The organism is Uliginosibacterium sp. 31-12, assembly GCF_030548425.1.
Classification (GTDB): Bacteria; Pseudomonadota; Gammaproteobacteria; order Burkholderiales; family Rhodocyclaceae; genus Uliginosibacterium; species Uliginosibacterium aquaticum.
The window spans coordinates 22326-35743 of sequence record NZ_JAUOOA010000004.1 but is presented as its reverse complement, the minus strand read 5'-3'; the positions used below and the strand labels follow the sequence as shown (position 1 = coordinate 35743).

The following is a 13418-nucleotide window of genomic DNA, read 5'->3' as shown; positions in this document are numbered from 1 at the left end:
ATGGTTTTCCTTGAATTCGGGTCGGGGGAGAGGGTCGGGTTCAGTTGTGCTGGTAGCCGCCGCCGAGGGCACGCACCAGGGCCACGTCGAGGCTGAAGGCGCGGGACTGCAGATCGGTCAGGCCGCGCAGGCTGCTGAGCATCGCGTCTTCGGCGCTGAGCACGTCGAGGTAGTTCGAGAGGCCGCCGTCATAGCGGTTGCGGGCGATCTGCCATGCCTGTTTCGCAGCGCCGAACGCCGCTTCGCCACGCTCCAGACGCGGTGCCAAGGCACGCTGGCTCACCGCCGCATCGGCCACTTCACGCAGCGCCTGGGTCACGGTGCTGTCGTAGTTCGCCACGGATTCCTCGTAGTCGGCGCGGCGGCTCTTGTACTGCGCCTGCAGGCGGCCGCTGTCGAAGATCGGCAGGGAGATTGCCGGGCCGACCGAACCGATATCCGAACCAGACTTGAAGAGCTGGTCCAGCCCCAGGGATTGCACGCCGATGAAGGCGGAGAGATTCACGTTCGGGTAGAACTCGGCCTTGGCCGAATCGATGCGCTTGGCAGCGGCTTCGGCGCGCAGGCGGGCGGCGATCACGTCCGGGCGGCGGCCCAGCAATTCCAGCGCGAGCTGGCCGGGCAGGCCCGGCGCGTGGTCGAGGCGGATCGTCGGGCGGGCGATGGCGAGGCCACGGTCCGGGCCGGCGCCAAGCAGCTCGGCGAGGTAATTGCGCTGCAGGGCGATGCTCTCGTCGGCGGCCAGCAGATCGCCTTCGGCCGAGGCCTGGCGGGCTTCGGCGCCACGCACGCTGCCGAGCGTTTCGAGGCCGTTGGTATAGCGTTCCTGGAACAGCTGGGCGGTCTTGCTGCGCACTTCCAGCGCGGCGGCGGCGGTGTCGCGGGCGGCGTGCAGGCGGGCCAGCTCGGCGTAGCCACTGGCAATTGAGCTCGACAGCAGCAGCGCGGCCTGGGCGGCATCGGCGGCAGCGGCTTCGCGCTCGGAGGTGGCGGCAGCCACGGCGCTGCGGTTCTTGCCCCAGAAATCCAGCTCCCAGCTGAAATCCAGGCTGATCCGGCCGTAGTCGTTCCAGCCCTGCGGCGACATGCTCTTGGGCGTGAGGTAGTTGTAACTCTGTTTGGCTTCGGAAGCCGAGGCATTGGCCGTGAGCTGCGGCCCGCCGCTGGCCTGACGGGTCTGCACACCGGCTTCGGCGCGCTGCAGGCGGGCAGCAGCGGCGCGCAGGCTGGGGGCGCCGGCCAGGGCTTCTTCGATCAGGCGATCAAGCTGGGCATCAGCATAGTCATTCCACCAGCGATCCTGCGGCCAGCGTTGGGCGGGGGCGGCGAGGCTCTGCTCGGCGGACCAGTCTGCGGCAGGCTTGAGTGCGCTGAGCGGGCCGGTTTGCGGAATCTGGGCACAGGCTGCGAGGGCCAGCAGGCTGGTCAGCGCCAGGACGGTGAGGGAGGGTGAAACCCGCGCTGCAGCAGGGGTATTGGGGAGGGAGGGCACGACGGCTTCCTTATTAACTGTACTGTACGGTACAGTTTTAATTGACAGCGGCGCCTTGTCAAGCAAAACTGTACGGGTGAGTTTAAAAAAAGGTTTCAGCCATGCGGATCAAGTGCGAAGCACGTCGCCAGAACATCGTGGAAGTCGCCAGCGAGGTCTTCCGGGAGTTCGGCTTCGAGGCCGCCTCGATGTCCGAAATCGCGACGCGGGTAGGCGGCTCAAAGGCCACGCTGTACAGCTACTTCAGCTCCAAGGAGGAGCTGTTCGTGGCCGTGGTGCGCCAGTTTGCCGAGGCGCACATGCGCGAAATCTTCGCCCTGCTCGATCCTGCTGCGGATCTGGGCAACACGCTGCAGGTTTTCGGTGAACGCTTCCTGGGCCGGATCAGCCAGCCGGATATGGTTTGTGCGCACCGCAATCTGTTTGCGGAGGCCGGCAAGAGCAATGTGGGACGTCTGTTCTACGAGCGTGGCCCGCTCGAAGGTTTGCAGATGCTGGCCGACTTCATGCAGCAGGCGATGGCGCTGGGCAAGCTACGCAGCGAAGACAAGATGATTGCTGCCCACCATTTCCTCGGCCTGCTCAAGGCTGAGAGTCTGGAGCGCCTGCTGCTGGGCGTACAGGATGAGATCGAGCCGGCCAGCATTGCGCCGATGGTGGCACGTGCGGTGCAGGTCTTCCTGTGCGGCTATGCGCCGGCCACCGTCTGAGGTGGCCGGCGGCGGATCAGCTTACTTCGGCGCTGCGTCGAGTGCGTAGCGCGGGGAGCGCGGGCCGTACAGGATGCCGTTGGGGCGCGCGGCCAGCAGGCGCTGGCTGGTGACCCCGGCCACGCGGTGGCCCTGATCGCTGAGGGTGTTGACGATCTGGTCGACCGCCGCCTTGACCAGCATGCCGATCACGCCATTCCCGGAGTTGCCCTGATCCTCGTTGGTGGAGGCCGTGGCTGAGCCGATCCACAGCGTGTCGCCGCTGCGCAGATCCACCAGACGGCCGCTGCAGGTGACCCGCGTGTCGCTGGAGAAGATCTGGTAGCGCGTGCCGTAGTCGGTGATCTCGATGTACATCACGGTATCCGCGCCAAAGATCTCGTGCAGCTTGGCGGGCGCCACGGCGTGGATTTCGTCGGGCTGGGTCAGGCCGTTCTGGCGGAAGGTTTCATCCACCACGGTGACCGGATAGACGTAGTAACCGGACTCGGCCAGCGGGTAGCTGACGTAGGACATCACGCTGTTGCTGGCCTTGATGTCCGGTGACTTGTTCACCGGCGGCAGAACCAGAATGGAGCGCGGCTGGGCGCGCCGGAAGGCTGCGTAGTCATAGGCTTGCGGCGAGGTGGCGCAACCGGTGGCGAGCGCGGCCAAGGCCAGCAGCGGAACGAGCTTCAGGATGCGGATCATGCTTTGCCTCCGGCCAGTTTGCGGAGCAGGAAATCCATGTAAGCGGCCGATTCCGGGAACAGGGTCTTCTCGGTTTCGAAGGCCTGACGCGCCAGTTCCGGCTTGCCCTCGTTGATCTGCAGTAGCCCCAGATGGGCGTAGAAGCCGGGCGGCACGGATTTGTTGGCAGCCTTGGCCTCTTCGATGATTTTCTGCAGGGCGAGGATCTGCTCGGGGTGGCTGCTGCCCTCGTTCTTCAGATAGGCATACAGCTGCGGCTGATAGTCACCCCAGTAGTAGAGCGTGGGCGTGCGGGTGGCGCAGCCACCCGCCAGCAGGGCGGCCAGTAGCAGGCCGCCGAGTGTGGTCTTGATCCGCATCGGAAGCTGGTGCCTTTACTGGACGGGGCGCCAGGCGCCGCTCTCGACGCCGCGCACGAGATTGTTCACCGCTTCGCGGATGGCCAGATCCAGCACCTTGCCGTTGAGGGTCGAGTCGTAGCTGGCGGTGCCGCCGAAGCCGACCACCTCGCGGTTGGACAGGCTGTACTCGCCGGCGCCCTGCACCGAATAGACCACTTCGGAAGTCAGCACGTTGACCACGTTCAGATTCACCTTGGCATAGGCCACCTGCTCGCGGCCACGGCCCAGGATGCCGAAGAGCTGCATATCGCCGACTTCCTTGCGGCCGAACTCGCTGACGTCGCCCGTCACCACGTAATTGGCCCCCTTGAGGTTCTGCGCCTGCTTGTTGAGACCGGCTTCCTGGGCGATTTCCTGCATGTTGTCGCGGTCCAGCACGACGAAGCGGCCAGTCTGCTGCAGATGGGTGATCAGGATGGTCTTGGCTTGGCCGCCGAGGCGGTCGACGTTGTCGGAGAATACGCCGCGCAGATAGCTCGAACGATTGTCGAACTTGCCGACCGACAGCGGGCTGCGTGCGCCGGCATAGGGCTGGTTGGCGGTTTCGACCTTGGCTACGGCCAGGCTGCGGGAGGATTCGGTGGCGCAGCCGGCCAGCGTGCACAGGGCGGCCAGCAGCAACGGGAAGAAGGAAAGTTTTGTCATGTTCGGGTCCTCGACAAGGGGGCCGCCGGCATCGGCAGGCCGCGCGGAGCCCCGCAGCATACCTGATCGCTATGCCCAGCCCGGCATACGGTGCCTGACGGCAAGCTGACCATCGGTGAAGTCCTGCGTAGAGAGGCGAGCGGAAGCTGCTAGAAAGAGGGATCTGCCCTCAAGGAAGTTTTCATGCCCGCCCGCCCGCCAGCCTCCGATCTCGATGAAGACCGCCTGTTGCAGACCCTGCATGAGGAGCAGCGTCGCATCGGCTTGCGCCTGGGGCCGGTCAGCATCGTCTTGAATGTCGGCTTTGCCTTGCTGTTCGCGATCCTGCAGATCTGGCCACTCGCTGCCGCCTATTTGGGGGGAAGTCTTTATCATGCATGGGTATTCAGGGCGACTAGCAGGTCTGGTATTCCGCCGAGCAGGCTGCGGCTGTTGGTATGGCAGGTGATCTTTGCTCAGGCCCTGCTGGCGGTAATGTTGCTGGGCCCTGGGGCTGGCTTTCAGCTTTACCTGATCGGCACCCTGCTGCCGAGTTTTTCCAGCCTGAGCCGGCCGCTCTCGCACAAGCTCTTCCAGGGCGCGGTGATCGTTGCTTTCTTCCTGCTCTGCGACACCTGGCTGGCGACCGAGACCCCGCTCTACGCGCTGACGCCCACGCTCACCGCCGTCCTTCGCCACTTCAACATCATCGGTTTCTGCGCCATCCTGGCCTGGATTGCCCATGCTCATGCCTTGTCCGTGCATGAAGCGGAGCAGGCGCTGCACCGGATCGCCAGCAGCGATCCACTCACCGGCCTTGTCAACCGCCGCGCCATCACCGAACTCGCCGAACGCGAGATTGCCCGCAGCCAGCGCACCCACCAGCCGCTGTCACTGATCCTGTGCGATATCGATCATTTCAAGCGCATCAATGACAGCCACGGTCACGCAGCGGGGGACCATGTGCTGCAAACGGTGGCCAAGCTGCTCCAGGCGACCGTACGCGAGTACGACTGCGTGGCTCGCTGGGGCGGCGAGGAGTTCCTGATCCTGCTGCCGGATGCGACGGGAGCAGGGGCTGCCGCGATTGCCGAGCGCCTGCGTGCAGCCGTTGAGGCGTGTGTGATCAGCTTTGAGGGCCAGGCGATTCCGGTCACCCTGACCCTCGGTGTGAGCCTTCTGGACCCACAGGAAAACTGGCATGCCGCCATCAACCGGGCCGACGAAGCGCTGTATCGCGGCAAGGCCGGCGGACGCAATCGCGTCGAAACTGGCGTATAGATGCATCGGTTCCGTGCATAGAAGCCCTGCCTTGACGGACAATGGCGGTTGTTTCGCCATGTTGAACGAGGTTTCCAGATGAAGGCCAAGGGTTTCACCACCGCCATCCTCCACAGTGATCGCGCCGGCGGTATCGAGCATGGCTCACTGCACAAGCCGGTGCACAACTCGATCACTTTCGAGCATGCCAGCGCCGCCGATATTGCCGCCGTGTTCCAGGGCAAGCAGGCCGGCTTCACTTACGGTCGCCAGATCAACCCGACCGTGGTGGCGCTTGAGAAGAAACTCAGCCTGATGGAAGACGGGCTCGCTACCTGTTGCTTCGCCACCGGCATGGCGGCCATCAGCGCCACCTTCCTGGCGCTGCTGAAGGCAGGAGATCATCTGGTGTCGAGCGCATTCCTGTTCGGCAACACCAACAGTGTCTTCAATACCTTCAAGAACTTTGGCATCGAGGTCACTTTCGTCGATGCCACCGATGCGCAGAATGTTGAGGCCGCACTGCAGCCGAACACCCGCGCAGTCTTTGTTGAAACCATTGCCAACCCCTGTACCCAGATCGCCGATCTGGCCGCCATCGGCCAGCTCTGTACGGCGCGCGGCCTGCTCTACGTGGTCGACAACACCATGACTTCGCCATGGAACTTCCGCCCCAAGGCAGTGGGCGCGCATCTGGTGATCAATTCACTGTCGAAATACATCTGCGGCCATGGCAACGCTTTGGGCGGTTCGGTGACCGAGACCGGCCTGTTCGACTGGAGCCGCTTCCCCAACCTGATCGAAGGCTACAAGACCGGCGCGGCCAGCAACTGGGGCCTCACCCAGATCAAAAAGAAGGGCCTGCGTGACATGGGCGCCACGCTGGCGCCTGAAGCCGCGCACCACATCGCCATCGGCGCCGAAACCCTGCCTCTGCGCCAGCAGCGTGCGGCTGACAACGCTGCCCGGCTCGCCGCCTGGTTTGCCGCGCAACCGGCGATTGCCAGGGTTTTCCATCCGAGCCTGGCGAGTCATCCGCAGCACGCGCGCGCCCGCGAACTGTTCCGCAACTTCGGTGGCCTGATGGCCATCGAGCTGAAGCCGGAAGTGGATTGCTTCAAGTTCCTCGATGCGCTGGAGCTGGCCGTGCTGGCCAGCAATCTGGGCGACAACCGCACGCTGGTGATTCCGGTGGCGCACACCATCTACGCCGAGATGGGGCCGATGCGCCGTGCCGAGATGGGGATTGCTGACGGCACTGTGCGCATCTCGGTCGGTATCGAGGATGCCGACGATCTCATTGCCGACTTCGAGCAGGCGCTGGCCAAGGCCGGGTGATTGTCCGTGCGGGCCGGTTCCGGCCGGACCGCAGCGCAATCTGTGTCTGACAGCATGCGGCGATTGAGCCTGCTGGTTCCGGTTGCTGCCCCCGTGCTTGGCCGGCGAGGGCTTCAGGCAGGCATGCTGCAGGGGGCCGGCGGAGGCGCTGGCCGGCAATGCGCTTCGTGCTCCGTTTCCGCAAACACTTCCTGGGCGGCGAACAGGCTATTCAACGCAGCCGGAAAGCCGGCGTAGACGCTCATCATCATGATGGTCTCAATGATCTGCTCGCGGCTGCAGCCGACATTGAGTGCCGCGTGGATATGCACCTTGAGTTGCGGTTTTGCATTGCCGAGCGCCGTCAGGGCAGCGACTACACCTATCTCGCGAGATTTCAGATCGAGGCCGGGGCGGCTGTAGATGTCGCCAAAGGCAAAGGACACCAGCAGGCGGGCGAAATCCGGCGCGATGTCCTGAAGTGCGGCGATCACCTTCTCGCCGGCCTGACCATCAACTTCGGCGAGTTTTGCGAGGCCGTTCTGGAAGCGGGTTTCTTCGTGATTCAGCATGTTTGATCTCCGTGTTTGCTGCATTCATGGAGATGCGCAGGGCGTCGTGATACCCGTCCACCTTGTCGGCCAGAAAACCCGCCAGAGCCTGCAGGCGGGCGATTTCCTCGCGGACGTGAGCAAGCTGGGCTTCTATCATCGCGCAGCGTTCGGCCTGCGTGCTGCTGCCTTCTCGTCGTAATCCGGCGTAGCGCAGCATTTCGGTGATGGACATGCCAGTTTGACGCAGGCGCATCAGGAAGCGCAGCCAGTCCAGATCCGCTGCCGTATAGCGCCGCCGCCCGCCGGCATCCCGCGCTACGTTCTGGATCAGGCCGATCCGCTCGTAGTAGCGCAGGGTGTGGGGGCTCAGACCGGTGCTCGCGGCGAGCTGCTGAATGCTGAGTTGCGTATCCATGGTGGCATTCTCGAAGTTTGAGTGCACTCGAAGTCAAGCACGCCGTGCTGCCCGGTGGCAAGGCGGCCAGCGCCAGGCCGGGCTTAGCGGAGATACGAGCGCAGGGCGGCAACGACCTGCTCGACATCCTGCGTGCGCTCTTCGGGCGTGGCTTCCGGATCCCCCAGATGCTCGCGGATGTGGCCTTCCAGCACTTGGTTCATCAGCCCGGCTACCGCACCGCGCACAGCCGCGATCTGCTGCAGTACGGCCGCACAGTCGCCACCTGCATTGAGCGTGGTTTCCAGCGAGCGCAACTGGCCCTGGATACGGCGTACGCGGGTCAGCAGGGGTTTGCGATCACGGATGGTATGGGCCATGGCAGGTCTCGGGTTTATACTGGGGGGGAGTATATACACCGAGCACAAACAATCATGCAATCGCGCCCTTCCGCTCATCACTGCCTGCAAGCTGGCCAGTTCGACGCCGGCAATCCGCTCGCCGAGCGCAAGACGCGCTGGGCGGTAATCCTCACCGCCGTGATGATGGTGGCCGAGATCGCCGGCGGCTGGTATTTCAACTCGATGGCGCTGCTGGCCGACGGCTGGCACATGAGCTCGCATGCGCTGGCCCTGGGGCTGTCGCTGCTGGCGTATGCGCTGGCGCGGCGCTATGCGGCGGATGCGCGTTTTTCTTTCGGCGCCTGGAAATTCGAGGTGTTGGGCGGCTACACCAGCGCCCTGTGCCTGGTCGGCGTGGCGCTGCTGATGGTATGGGAGTCAGCGCAGCGCCTGTTTTCCCCGCTGCCGATCCGCTATGACGAGGCCATGCTGATCGCGGCCATCGGGCTGGGCGTGAATCTGGTCTGCGCCTGGCTGCTGCACGATTCGCATGGGCACGGGCACGATCATGAGCACGAACATCACCATGATCACACGCACGACCATCATCACCACGACCTGAACCTGCGTGCGGCCTATCTGCATGTGCTGGCCGATGCGGCCACCTCGGTCGCCGCCATCATCGCCCTGTTCGCCGGCAAGTTGTGGGGTGCGGACTGGCTCGATCCGCTGATGGGCATTGCCGGCGCGCTGCTGGTCGGCAAATGGGCCATCGGCCTGCTGACCCAGACCGGCCGCGTGCTGCTCGACGCCGAGATGGATGCGCCGGTGGTGGAGGAAATTCGCGAGGTGATCGCTGCCAGCCCGGTGCCGGCCACGATCCGCGATCTGCATGTGTGGCGAGTGGGCAAGGGCAGCTATGCGGTGATCCTGAGCCTGACGGCGAGTGAGCCGGTGAGTGCGGAGTACTTCCGCGCCCAGCTGGCGATCCATGAAGAGCTGGTGCACATCACCGTCGAGCTGGAGCCACAGCCTGTCGTGTAATCCGTTTGTCATCCTGCGGTAATCCGCCGGCAGCAGACTGCGGGCCTTTCTACGAGGCCCGAAGTTCATGAAATATTCCCTTGCGGCAGGATCCTGCCTGCTGCTCGCCAGTCTGCTGACCGCTTGCGGTGGTGCCGGCTCCAGCGAGTCAGCCACGCCCTCCTCTTCTTCCAGCGCTACCAGCAGCCTTGCTTCTTCCGCGGCCAGCGTCAGCAGCAGTGCCTCAAGCGCCAGTGCGGCGAGCAGTGTGGGGGCTTCGTCGGCTTCCAGTTACAGCGTGGCCGCGCTGAGCTTTGATCTGGAAACCGAAAACATGGCTGCCGCGAGCGGTGATGTCGATGATCCTGCTATCTGGGTACATGCCACGGATCGCAGCAAGAGCCTGGTGGTGGCCGCAGTCAAGGATGGCGGCCTGAGGGTTTATGACCTGCAAGGCCGGGCGGTGCAGAGCATCGCTGCCAGCATCCTGGTGCATGACACGGCCGGCAAGAGCCGCTTCAACAATGTCGACGTGGTCTATGGCTTCAAGCTGGCCGACGGCACGACGGTCGATCTCGCGGTGGCCAGCGATCGTGGCCAGGATCTGATCCGGGTCTGGAAGATTGATGGCGACAGCGCCGCTCCGCTTACCGACATCACTTCGGCCACGCCTTTGCGCCTGTTCCCGCTGGTGCCAGCGACTGGCAGCGAGGCGGACAGCAGCAAGGATGTGTCGATCAAGGTTTCCAAGCAGAACACGGTGTATGGACTGACCCACTGGAGCGACAGCGCGAGTGGCAAGCACTATGTGCTGGTGAATCAGCGCAAGCAGGCGCGGGTGCAGCAGTTCGAGCTGGTGGCCGAGGTGGGCGGTACGGTCAACGTGGCAGCCGTGAGCGGACGTGACTGGCGCTTCCCCTATACCTACAAGGGCCAGAGCCTGCTGGAAGCGAGCGACACTGATGCCTCGCGCGATTGGAGTCCGCAGTTTGAAGGCATGGTGGTGGATCAGCGCAACGGCATCCTCTACGCCGGCCAGGAAGACGTGGGCATCTGGCGCATCAATCTGAAGACCGGCGAGAAACTCGATAGCACGGCGCCTTTCTACGAGACCCGAGGCAGCGGCGTGGCGAGCTATGTGGACGGGACCACCAGCGTCAAACACAGCTTCTTCAACCCGGAGAGTCGCATCTCGCGCGATCTGGAAGGCCTCAGCATCTACTACGGCCCGGACGGTGGCGGCTATCTGATCGCCTCCAGCCAGGGCGGCGCGCATGGCACCGGAGCTACCCTGGCTGATGCGCCGTATGACGACAGCTTCGTGGTACTTACGCTCGACGGCAGCAAGACGCCGGTCTTCAAGGGCGGCTTCCGCATCAGCAAGGGCGCGGCCGGGCAGCTCGATGGGGTGCAGGAGTGTGATGGCGCGGACGTGATTGCGTTGCAGCTGCCGGGCTATCCCTATGGCGTGTTCATCAGCCAGGACGGCTATAACGACGACCTGGACAATCTGAGCGATGTGACTCACCAGACCAATCTGAAGTACACCTCCTGGGAAAAGATCGCCACCGCGCTCGGGCTGGCTAAATACGACAGCTTCGATCCGCGCAAATTCTGAGCATGTGAGCGCCGGCCCGCTGGCTGGGCCGGCGCTCAGGCGGGTTTCTGAGAGGGCGGCTAGGCGCGTTAAACTCGGGGTTTCCCTGAATCACCCGTTGCCCGATGTTCGCGTTGCTTCGACGTTTTGGCCTGGATGGCTTCATCCTTGCCCTGCTGGCTTCTGCATTGTTTGCCGCTGTGTGGCCGGAGCTTGGCCGCAGCGGCGGTCTGCTCCATCTGGACTGGTATGCCAGCTGGGGGGTGGCCGTCGTTTTCCTGCTCTACGGTTTGGGCCTGTCGCCAGCGCGGATGCGCGCAGGCTTGCTCAACTGGCGCCTGCACTGCGTGGTGCAGGGCGCTACCTTCATCCTCTTTCCGCTGTTGGGGCTGCTGCTGGATGCCATGCTCGGCAAGTTGTTTGCCGCGCCGCTGGCACTGGGCCTGTTCTACCTGTGCGCCCTACCCTCCACCGTGTCGTCTTCGGTCACGATGACTTCCATCGCCCATGGCAACGTGCCTGGCGCGATCTTCAATGCCAGCCTGTCCAGCCTGATCGGGGTGTTCATCACGCCGCTTTGGGTGAATGCCTATCTGAAGACCCAGGGCGCCGGCCTGCCGCTCGGGCCGGTAATCGGCAAGATCGTGCTGATGGTAGTTGTGCCCATCGTGCTCGGCCAGTTGCTGCGACCCCTGCTGCTGCGCCAGCTGGAGCGGGCTGCGCCGGTGACGCGCTGGCTGGACCGCGCCACCATCGTCGCCATCGTGGCCAACTCCTTTGCCGATTCGGTGCACGAAGGCGTGTGGGCGCAGCAAGGCATCCTGACCCTGCTGGCGATCGCAGCCATCGCGGTTGTCCTGTTCTGGGGCGTAATGGGCCTTCTGGCGCTGTTGTGCGACCGGCTCGGTTTTTCGCGTGAGGACCGTATCGCAGCCCAGTTCTGCGGCTCCAAGAAATCGCTTGCGGCCGGGGTGCCGATGGCCGGCATCATGTTTGCCGGCAACCCGGCGCTGGGCCTGATCATCGCGCCGATCATGATCTTCCACCTGTTGCAGTTGGTGATGGTGAGCGTGCTGGCGCGGCGCTGGGGGCAGCAGCACAAGGCCTGACTATCGACGCAACCGGCGTGGCCAGGGCAGCCAGTTCCAGCCGAGGCCGTGTCCGCTGGCGAGCTGCACAATGAGGCGCAGACCCAGCCAGCCGGCCAGCGCCATGCCGATCACCAGCAGACCGTAGGACAGGCGCCAGTCCAGACCGGCGGTCCACACGCTGAACTCGGACATGCCGCCAATGCTGGCGACCAGATTCAGCGGCAGGAAGATCACGCTGATCAGGGTCAGGTTCTTCAGCAGGGTGTTGACGTTGTTGTTGATGATCGCGCCGCGCGCATCCATCAGGCCCGAGAGCACGCTCGAGTAGATCGCGGCCTGGCGCGCGCACTGCTGCATATCCAGCACCGTGTCGTGCAGCATCTCGGTCTGCACGGGATTCAGCTCAAGGCGATGGGTGGCGCTGCGCAGCTTGGCGAGCACTGCCGCATTGGCTTCGATGCCGTCCACGTAGTAGATCAGGCTCTCGGAGAGGGCCAGCATCTGCAGGTAGTAGCGGTTCTCCATCGACACGCTGATCTTGCTGCCCAGCTCGGCGTTGATCTGCTTGATGACTTTCAGGTGGCCCAGATAGTGGTGCACCGTGTGCAGCAGCAGCTTGAGCAGGAAATCGCTGAGGCTGTGGATGCCGCGGAATTCGCGCTCCGAGAAGTCCGGCTCGCCTTCGGCGGTGACCAGCACCACCGCATCGGGGCGCACGAAGATGCCCACCGAGGCCACATCGAAGCGCAACTGGGCGCCGATCGAAACGTTCTTGGGGCGCTTCCAGATGATGTTGGCGGCGCCTTGCGCACCGAACTCGACACGCGGGATCTCTTCCGGGTCCAGTGCGGCGTCGAGATCGTAATCATCGAGCCCGAGCGTGCTGCGCAACTCCTCGCGCTCGGCGCGATCCGGCGCGGCGTAGACACGGATCGGCGCTGCGGCCGGATCGCCCTCGGCTTGCTGGATGGTGCCGGCCTGCAGGTTGAAGCAACGTTTCATGGCGGGGTCCGGGAATGGATCTGCCCGAGTATAGGGGCTGGCCTGGCGGCGGCGATGCCGTTTAGAAGCCGGCGGTGATCCCTGTGAACACGATAGTGTCGAGATTGGTTGCGTCGCCGCGTACCTTCTCGCGGTATTTCTGCAGCATCGCGACCTGCAGGCCCAGTGTCGAATTGATCCGTGTCGACAGGGCACCCTGCATGGCGAAACGGGTGCCGCCGCTGACCGAGTCCGGATACACCACCAGGCGATGGGTGAAGCGCGAGTGCTCGGAAATGTCGTAGCGCAGCTCGGAGCCGAGCAGGCCTTCGATGCCACGCGAGGCCTCCTCGCCACGATAACGCTCTTCACTGTAGGCAATACCGGTGTAGGCGTTGAAGCTCAGGGTGTCCGAGGCAAAGAGATGCGAGCCTAGGCCACCGCCCGCGCTGCCGCGCGACTGGAGCTCCTGCACGCCATCGCGTTCGGCACCTAGCGCCAGGTAGCCGAACATGTCCTGACCGAAGCTGCGTTCGCTGCGGAAATCAGCGTTGATGTTGTCGGTATCGCGTTCACCGTTCTCGGTGCCGCGTACTGCGATCACGTTGGCGAGCAGGCGGCGGTTGGCGGTTGTCCGCACCGCATCGAGGGTCATCGAACCCTGGCTGGAGTTCGTGGAGCCTTGCTGCAGTGTGATGCCGAGGCCGAAGGAGCCGTTCCACTTGTCCGAAGGCGCATCGATTTCCGGCGCCCGGGCAAGGTTGTTGAAGAGCGGATCCTTTACTTGCGATGGCAGGGGTGGTGGTGGTGGCGCGGGGGGGGGCGACTCGGTTTCTTCAGGGGCCTGGGCGAGGGCTCCGGTGCTGGCCAGCAGGCACAGCAGGGGCAGGATGTTGCGATACAGCGGGCTGGACATGGATCGTTCGGGAGAGTTGAAGCTGGT

At 64.2% G+C, this 13418-nt stretch carries 15 protein-coding genes; 6 read left to right on the top strand and 9 right to left on the bottom strand.

The annotated features are described in order from the left end of the window. Window positions 1-40 precede the first annotated feature (40 nt). The gene (locus tag Q3Y64_RS09110; protein ID WP_303561190.1) at window positions 41-1492 is read right to left on the bottom strand and encodes an efflux transporter outer membrane subunit; all 1452 of its coding nucleotides are present in this window, start codon (window positions 1490-1492) and stop codon (window positions 41-43) included. Between the two features lie 101 nt (window positions 1493-1593). On the opposite strand from Q3Y64_RS09110, the gene Q3Y64_RS09105 reads away from it, so the two are divergent. Then, window positions 1594-2202, top strand: a complete 609-nt coding sequence (locus tag Q3Y64_RS09105; RefSeq protein WP_101940361.1) for a TetR/AcrR family transcriptional regulator — start codon at window positions 1594-1596, stop codon at window positions 2200-2202. Window positions 2203-2223: 21 nt separating this feature from the next. Here Q3Y64_RS09105 and Q3Y64_RS09100 read toward each other — a convergent pair whose 3' ends face one another. The 3 genes from Q3Y64_RS09100 to Q3Y64_RS09090 are packed head-to-tail and all read right to left on the bottom strand — an operon-like array spanning window position 2224 to window position 3938. Further along, window positions 2224-2892, bottom strand: coding sequence for a DUF799 domain-containing protein (locus tag Q3Y64_RS09100; protein WP_303561187.1), 669 nt, complete (start codon window positions 2890-2892; stop codon window positions 2224-2226). Continuing rightward, window positions 2889-3251: a DUF4810 domain-containing protein gene (locus Q3Y64_RS09095; protein ID WP_101940359.1), complete on the bottom strand. Its 363-nt coding sequence runs from the start codon at window positions 3249-3251 to the stop codon at window positions 2889-2891. Before Q3Y64_RS09095 ends, Q3Y64_RS09100 begins: the two co-directional genes overlap by 4 nt. A gap of 15 nt (window positions 3252-3266) precedes the next feature. After that, window positions 3267-3938, bottom strand: a complete 672-nt coding sequence (locus Q3Y64_RS09090; protein ID WP_101940983.1) for a CsgG/HfaB family protein — start codon at window positions 3936-3938, stop codon at window positions 3267-3269. A gap of 183 nt (window positions 3939-4121) precedes the next feature. On the opposite strand from Q3Y64_RS09090, the gene Q3Y64_RS09085 reads away from it, so the two are divergent. Together Q3Y64_RS09085 and Q3Y64_RS09080 are read left to right on the top strand one after the other, a co-directional pair. Further along, window positions 4122-5198 (top strand): GGDEF domain-containing protein, encoded by a 1077-nt coding sequence (locus Q3Y64_RS09085; protein WP_303561180.1) that lies wholly within the window; start codon window positions 4122-4124, stop codon window positions 5196-5198. A 78-nt stretch (window positions 5199-5276) separates the two neighbouring features. Then, entirely contained in the window at window positions 5277-6515 is a 1239-nt protein-coding gene (locus Q3Y64_RS09080) for a cystathionine gamma-synthase family protein (RefSeq protein WP_303561178.1), read from the top strand. A 113-nt stretch (window positions 6516-6628) separates the two neighbouring features. On the opposite strand, the gene Q3Y64_RS09075 is transcribed toward Q3Y64_RS09080, so the two are convergent. The 3 genes from Q3Y64_RS09075 to Q3Y64_RS09065 form a co-directional block, all read right to left on the bottom strand. Beyond that, window positions 6629-7066 (bottom strand): carboxymuconolactone decarboxylase family protein, encoded by a 438-nt coding sequence (locus tag Q3Y64_RS09075; protein ID WP_303561176.1) that lies wholly within the window; start codon window positions 7064-7066, stop codon window positions 6629-6631. Beyond that, the gene (locus Q3Y64_RS09070) at window positions 7008-7463 is read right to left on the bottom strand and encodes a MerR family transcriptional regulator (RefSeq protein WP_303561174.1); all 456 of its coding nucleotides are present in this window, start codon (window positions 7461-7463) and stop codon (window positions 7008-7010) included. Before Q3Y64_RS09070 ends, Q3Y64_RS09075 begins: the two co-directional genes overlap by 59 nt. Before the next feature lie 83 nt (window positions 7464-7546). Beyond that, window positions 7547-7822, bottom strand: a complete 276-nt coding sequence (locus Q3Y64_RS09065; RefSeq protein WP_303561172.1) for a metal/formaldehyde-sensitive transcriptional repressor — start codon at window positions 7820-7822, stop codon at window positions 7547-7549. Between the two features lie 54 nt (window positions 7823-7876). Between Q3Y64_RS09065 and dmeF the strand changes: the two genes are divergently transcribed. From dmeF to Q3Y64_RS09050, 3 genes are all read left to right on the top strand, one after another. Beyond that, entirely contained in the window at window positions 7877-8827 is a 951-nt protein-coding gene (dmeF, locus tag Q3Y64_RS09060) for a CDF family Co(II)/Ni(II) efflux transporter DmeF (protein WP_303561170.1), read from the top strand. A gap of 67 nt (window positions 8828-8894) precedes the next feature. Continuing rightward, on the top strand, window positions 8895-10424 hold the full coding sequence (locus Q3Y64_RS09055) for a phytase (protein ID WP_303561168.1): 1530 nt from the start codon (window positions 8895-8897) through the stop codon (window positions 10422-10424). Between the two features lie 104 nt (window positions 10425-10528). Then, window positions 10529-11512 (top strand): bile acid:sodium symporter family protein, encoded by a 984-nt coding sequence (locus tag Q3Y64_RS09050; RefSeq protein WP_101940351.1) that lies wholly within the window; start codon window positions 10529-10531, stop codon window positions 11510-11512. Here the strand turns inward: Q3Y64_RS09050 and Q3Y64_RS09045 are convergent, their stop codons facing one another. Further along, window positions 11513-12496, bottom strand: a complete 984-nt coding sequence (locus tag Q3Y64_RS09045) for a magnesium transporter CorA family protein (protein WP_101940350.1) — start codon at window positions 12494-12496, stop codon at window positions 11513-11515. Between the two features lie 61 nt (window positions 12497-12557). After that, complete coding sequence (locus Q3Y64_RS09040) at window positions 12558-13391, bottom strand: YdiY family protein (RefSeq protein ID WP_303561163.1); 834 nt, start codon at window positions 13389-13391, stop codon at window positions 12558-12560. Between the last annotated feature and the right edge of the window lie 27 nt (window positions 13392-13418).

What these genes read in the sequence shown, in the direction of transcription:
- Q3Y64_RS09105 (WP_101940361.1), top strand. Translation starts at nt 1,594, where the DNA reads ATGCGGATCAAGTGCGAAGCACGTCGCCAGAACATCGTGGAAGTCGCC.
- Q3Y64_RS09100 (WP_303561187.1), bottom strand. Translation starts at nt 2,892, where the DNA reads ATGATCCGCATCCTGAAGCTCGTTCCGCTGCTGGCCTTGGCCGCGCTC.
- Q3Y64_RS09095 (WP_101940359.1), bottom strand. Translation starts at nt 3,251, where the DNA reads ATGCGGATCAAGACCACACTCGGCGGCCTGCTACTGGCCGCCCTGCTG.
- Q3Y64_RS09090 (WP_101940983.1), bottom strand. Translation starts at nt 3,938, where the DNA reads ATGACAAAACTTTCCTTCTTCCCGTTGCTGCTGGCCGCCCTGTGCACG.
- Q3Y64_RS09085 (WP_303561180.1), top strand. Translation starts at nt 4,122, where the DNA reads ATGCCCGCCCGCCCGCCAGCCTCCGATCTCGATGAAGACCGCCTGTTG.
- Q3Y64_RS09080 (WP_303561178.1), top strand. Translation starts at nt 5,277, where the DNA reads ATGAAGGCCAAGGGTTTCACCACCGCCATCCTCCACAGTGATCGCGCC.
- Q3Y64_RS09075 (WP_303561176.1), bottom strand. Translation starts at nt 7,066, where the DNA reads ATGCTGAATCACGAAGAAACCCGCTTCCAGAACGGCCTCGCAAAACTC.
- Q3Y64_RS09070 (WP_303561174.1), bottom strand. Translation starts at nt 7,463, where the DNA reads ATGGATACGCAACTCAGCATTCAGCAGCTCGCCGCGAGCACCGGTCTG.
- Q3Y64_RS09065 (WP_303561172.1), bottom strand. Translation starts at nt 7,822, where the DNA reads ATGGCCCATACCATCCGTGATCGCAAACCCCTGCTGACCCGCGTACGC.
- dmeF (WP_303561170.1), top strand. Translation starts at nt 7,877, where the DNA reads ATGCAATCGCGCCCTTCCGCTCATCACTGCCTGCAAGCTGGCCAGTTC.
- Q3Y64_RS09055 (WP_303561168.1), top strand. Translation starts at nt 8,895, where the DNA reads ATGAAATATTCCCTTGCGGCAGGATCCTGCCTGCTGCTCGCCAGTCTG.
- Q3Y64_RS09050 (WP_101940351.1), top strand. Translation starts at nt 10,529, where the DNA reads ATGTTCGCGTTGCTTCGACGTTTTGGCCTGGATGGCTTCATCCTTGCC.
- Q3Y64_RS09045 (WP_101940350.1), bottom strand. Translation starts at nt 12,496, where the DNA reads ATGAAACGTTGCTTCAACCTGCAGGCCGGCACCATCCAGCAAGCCGAG.
- Q3Y64_RS09040 (WP_303561163.1), bottom strand. Translation starts at nt 13,391, where the DNA reads ATGTCCAGCCCGCTGTATCGCAACATCCTGCCCCTGCTGTGCCTGCTG.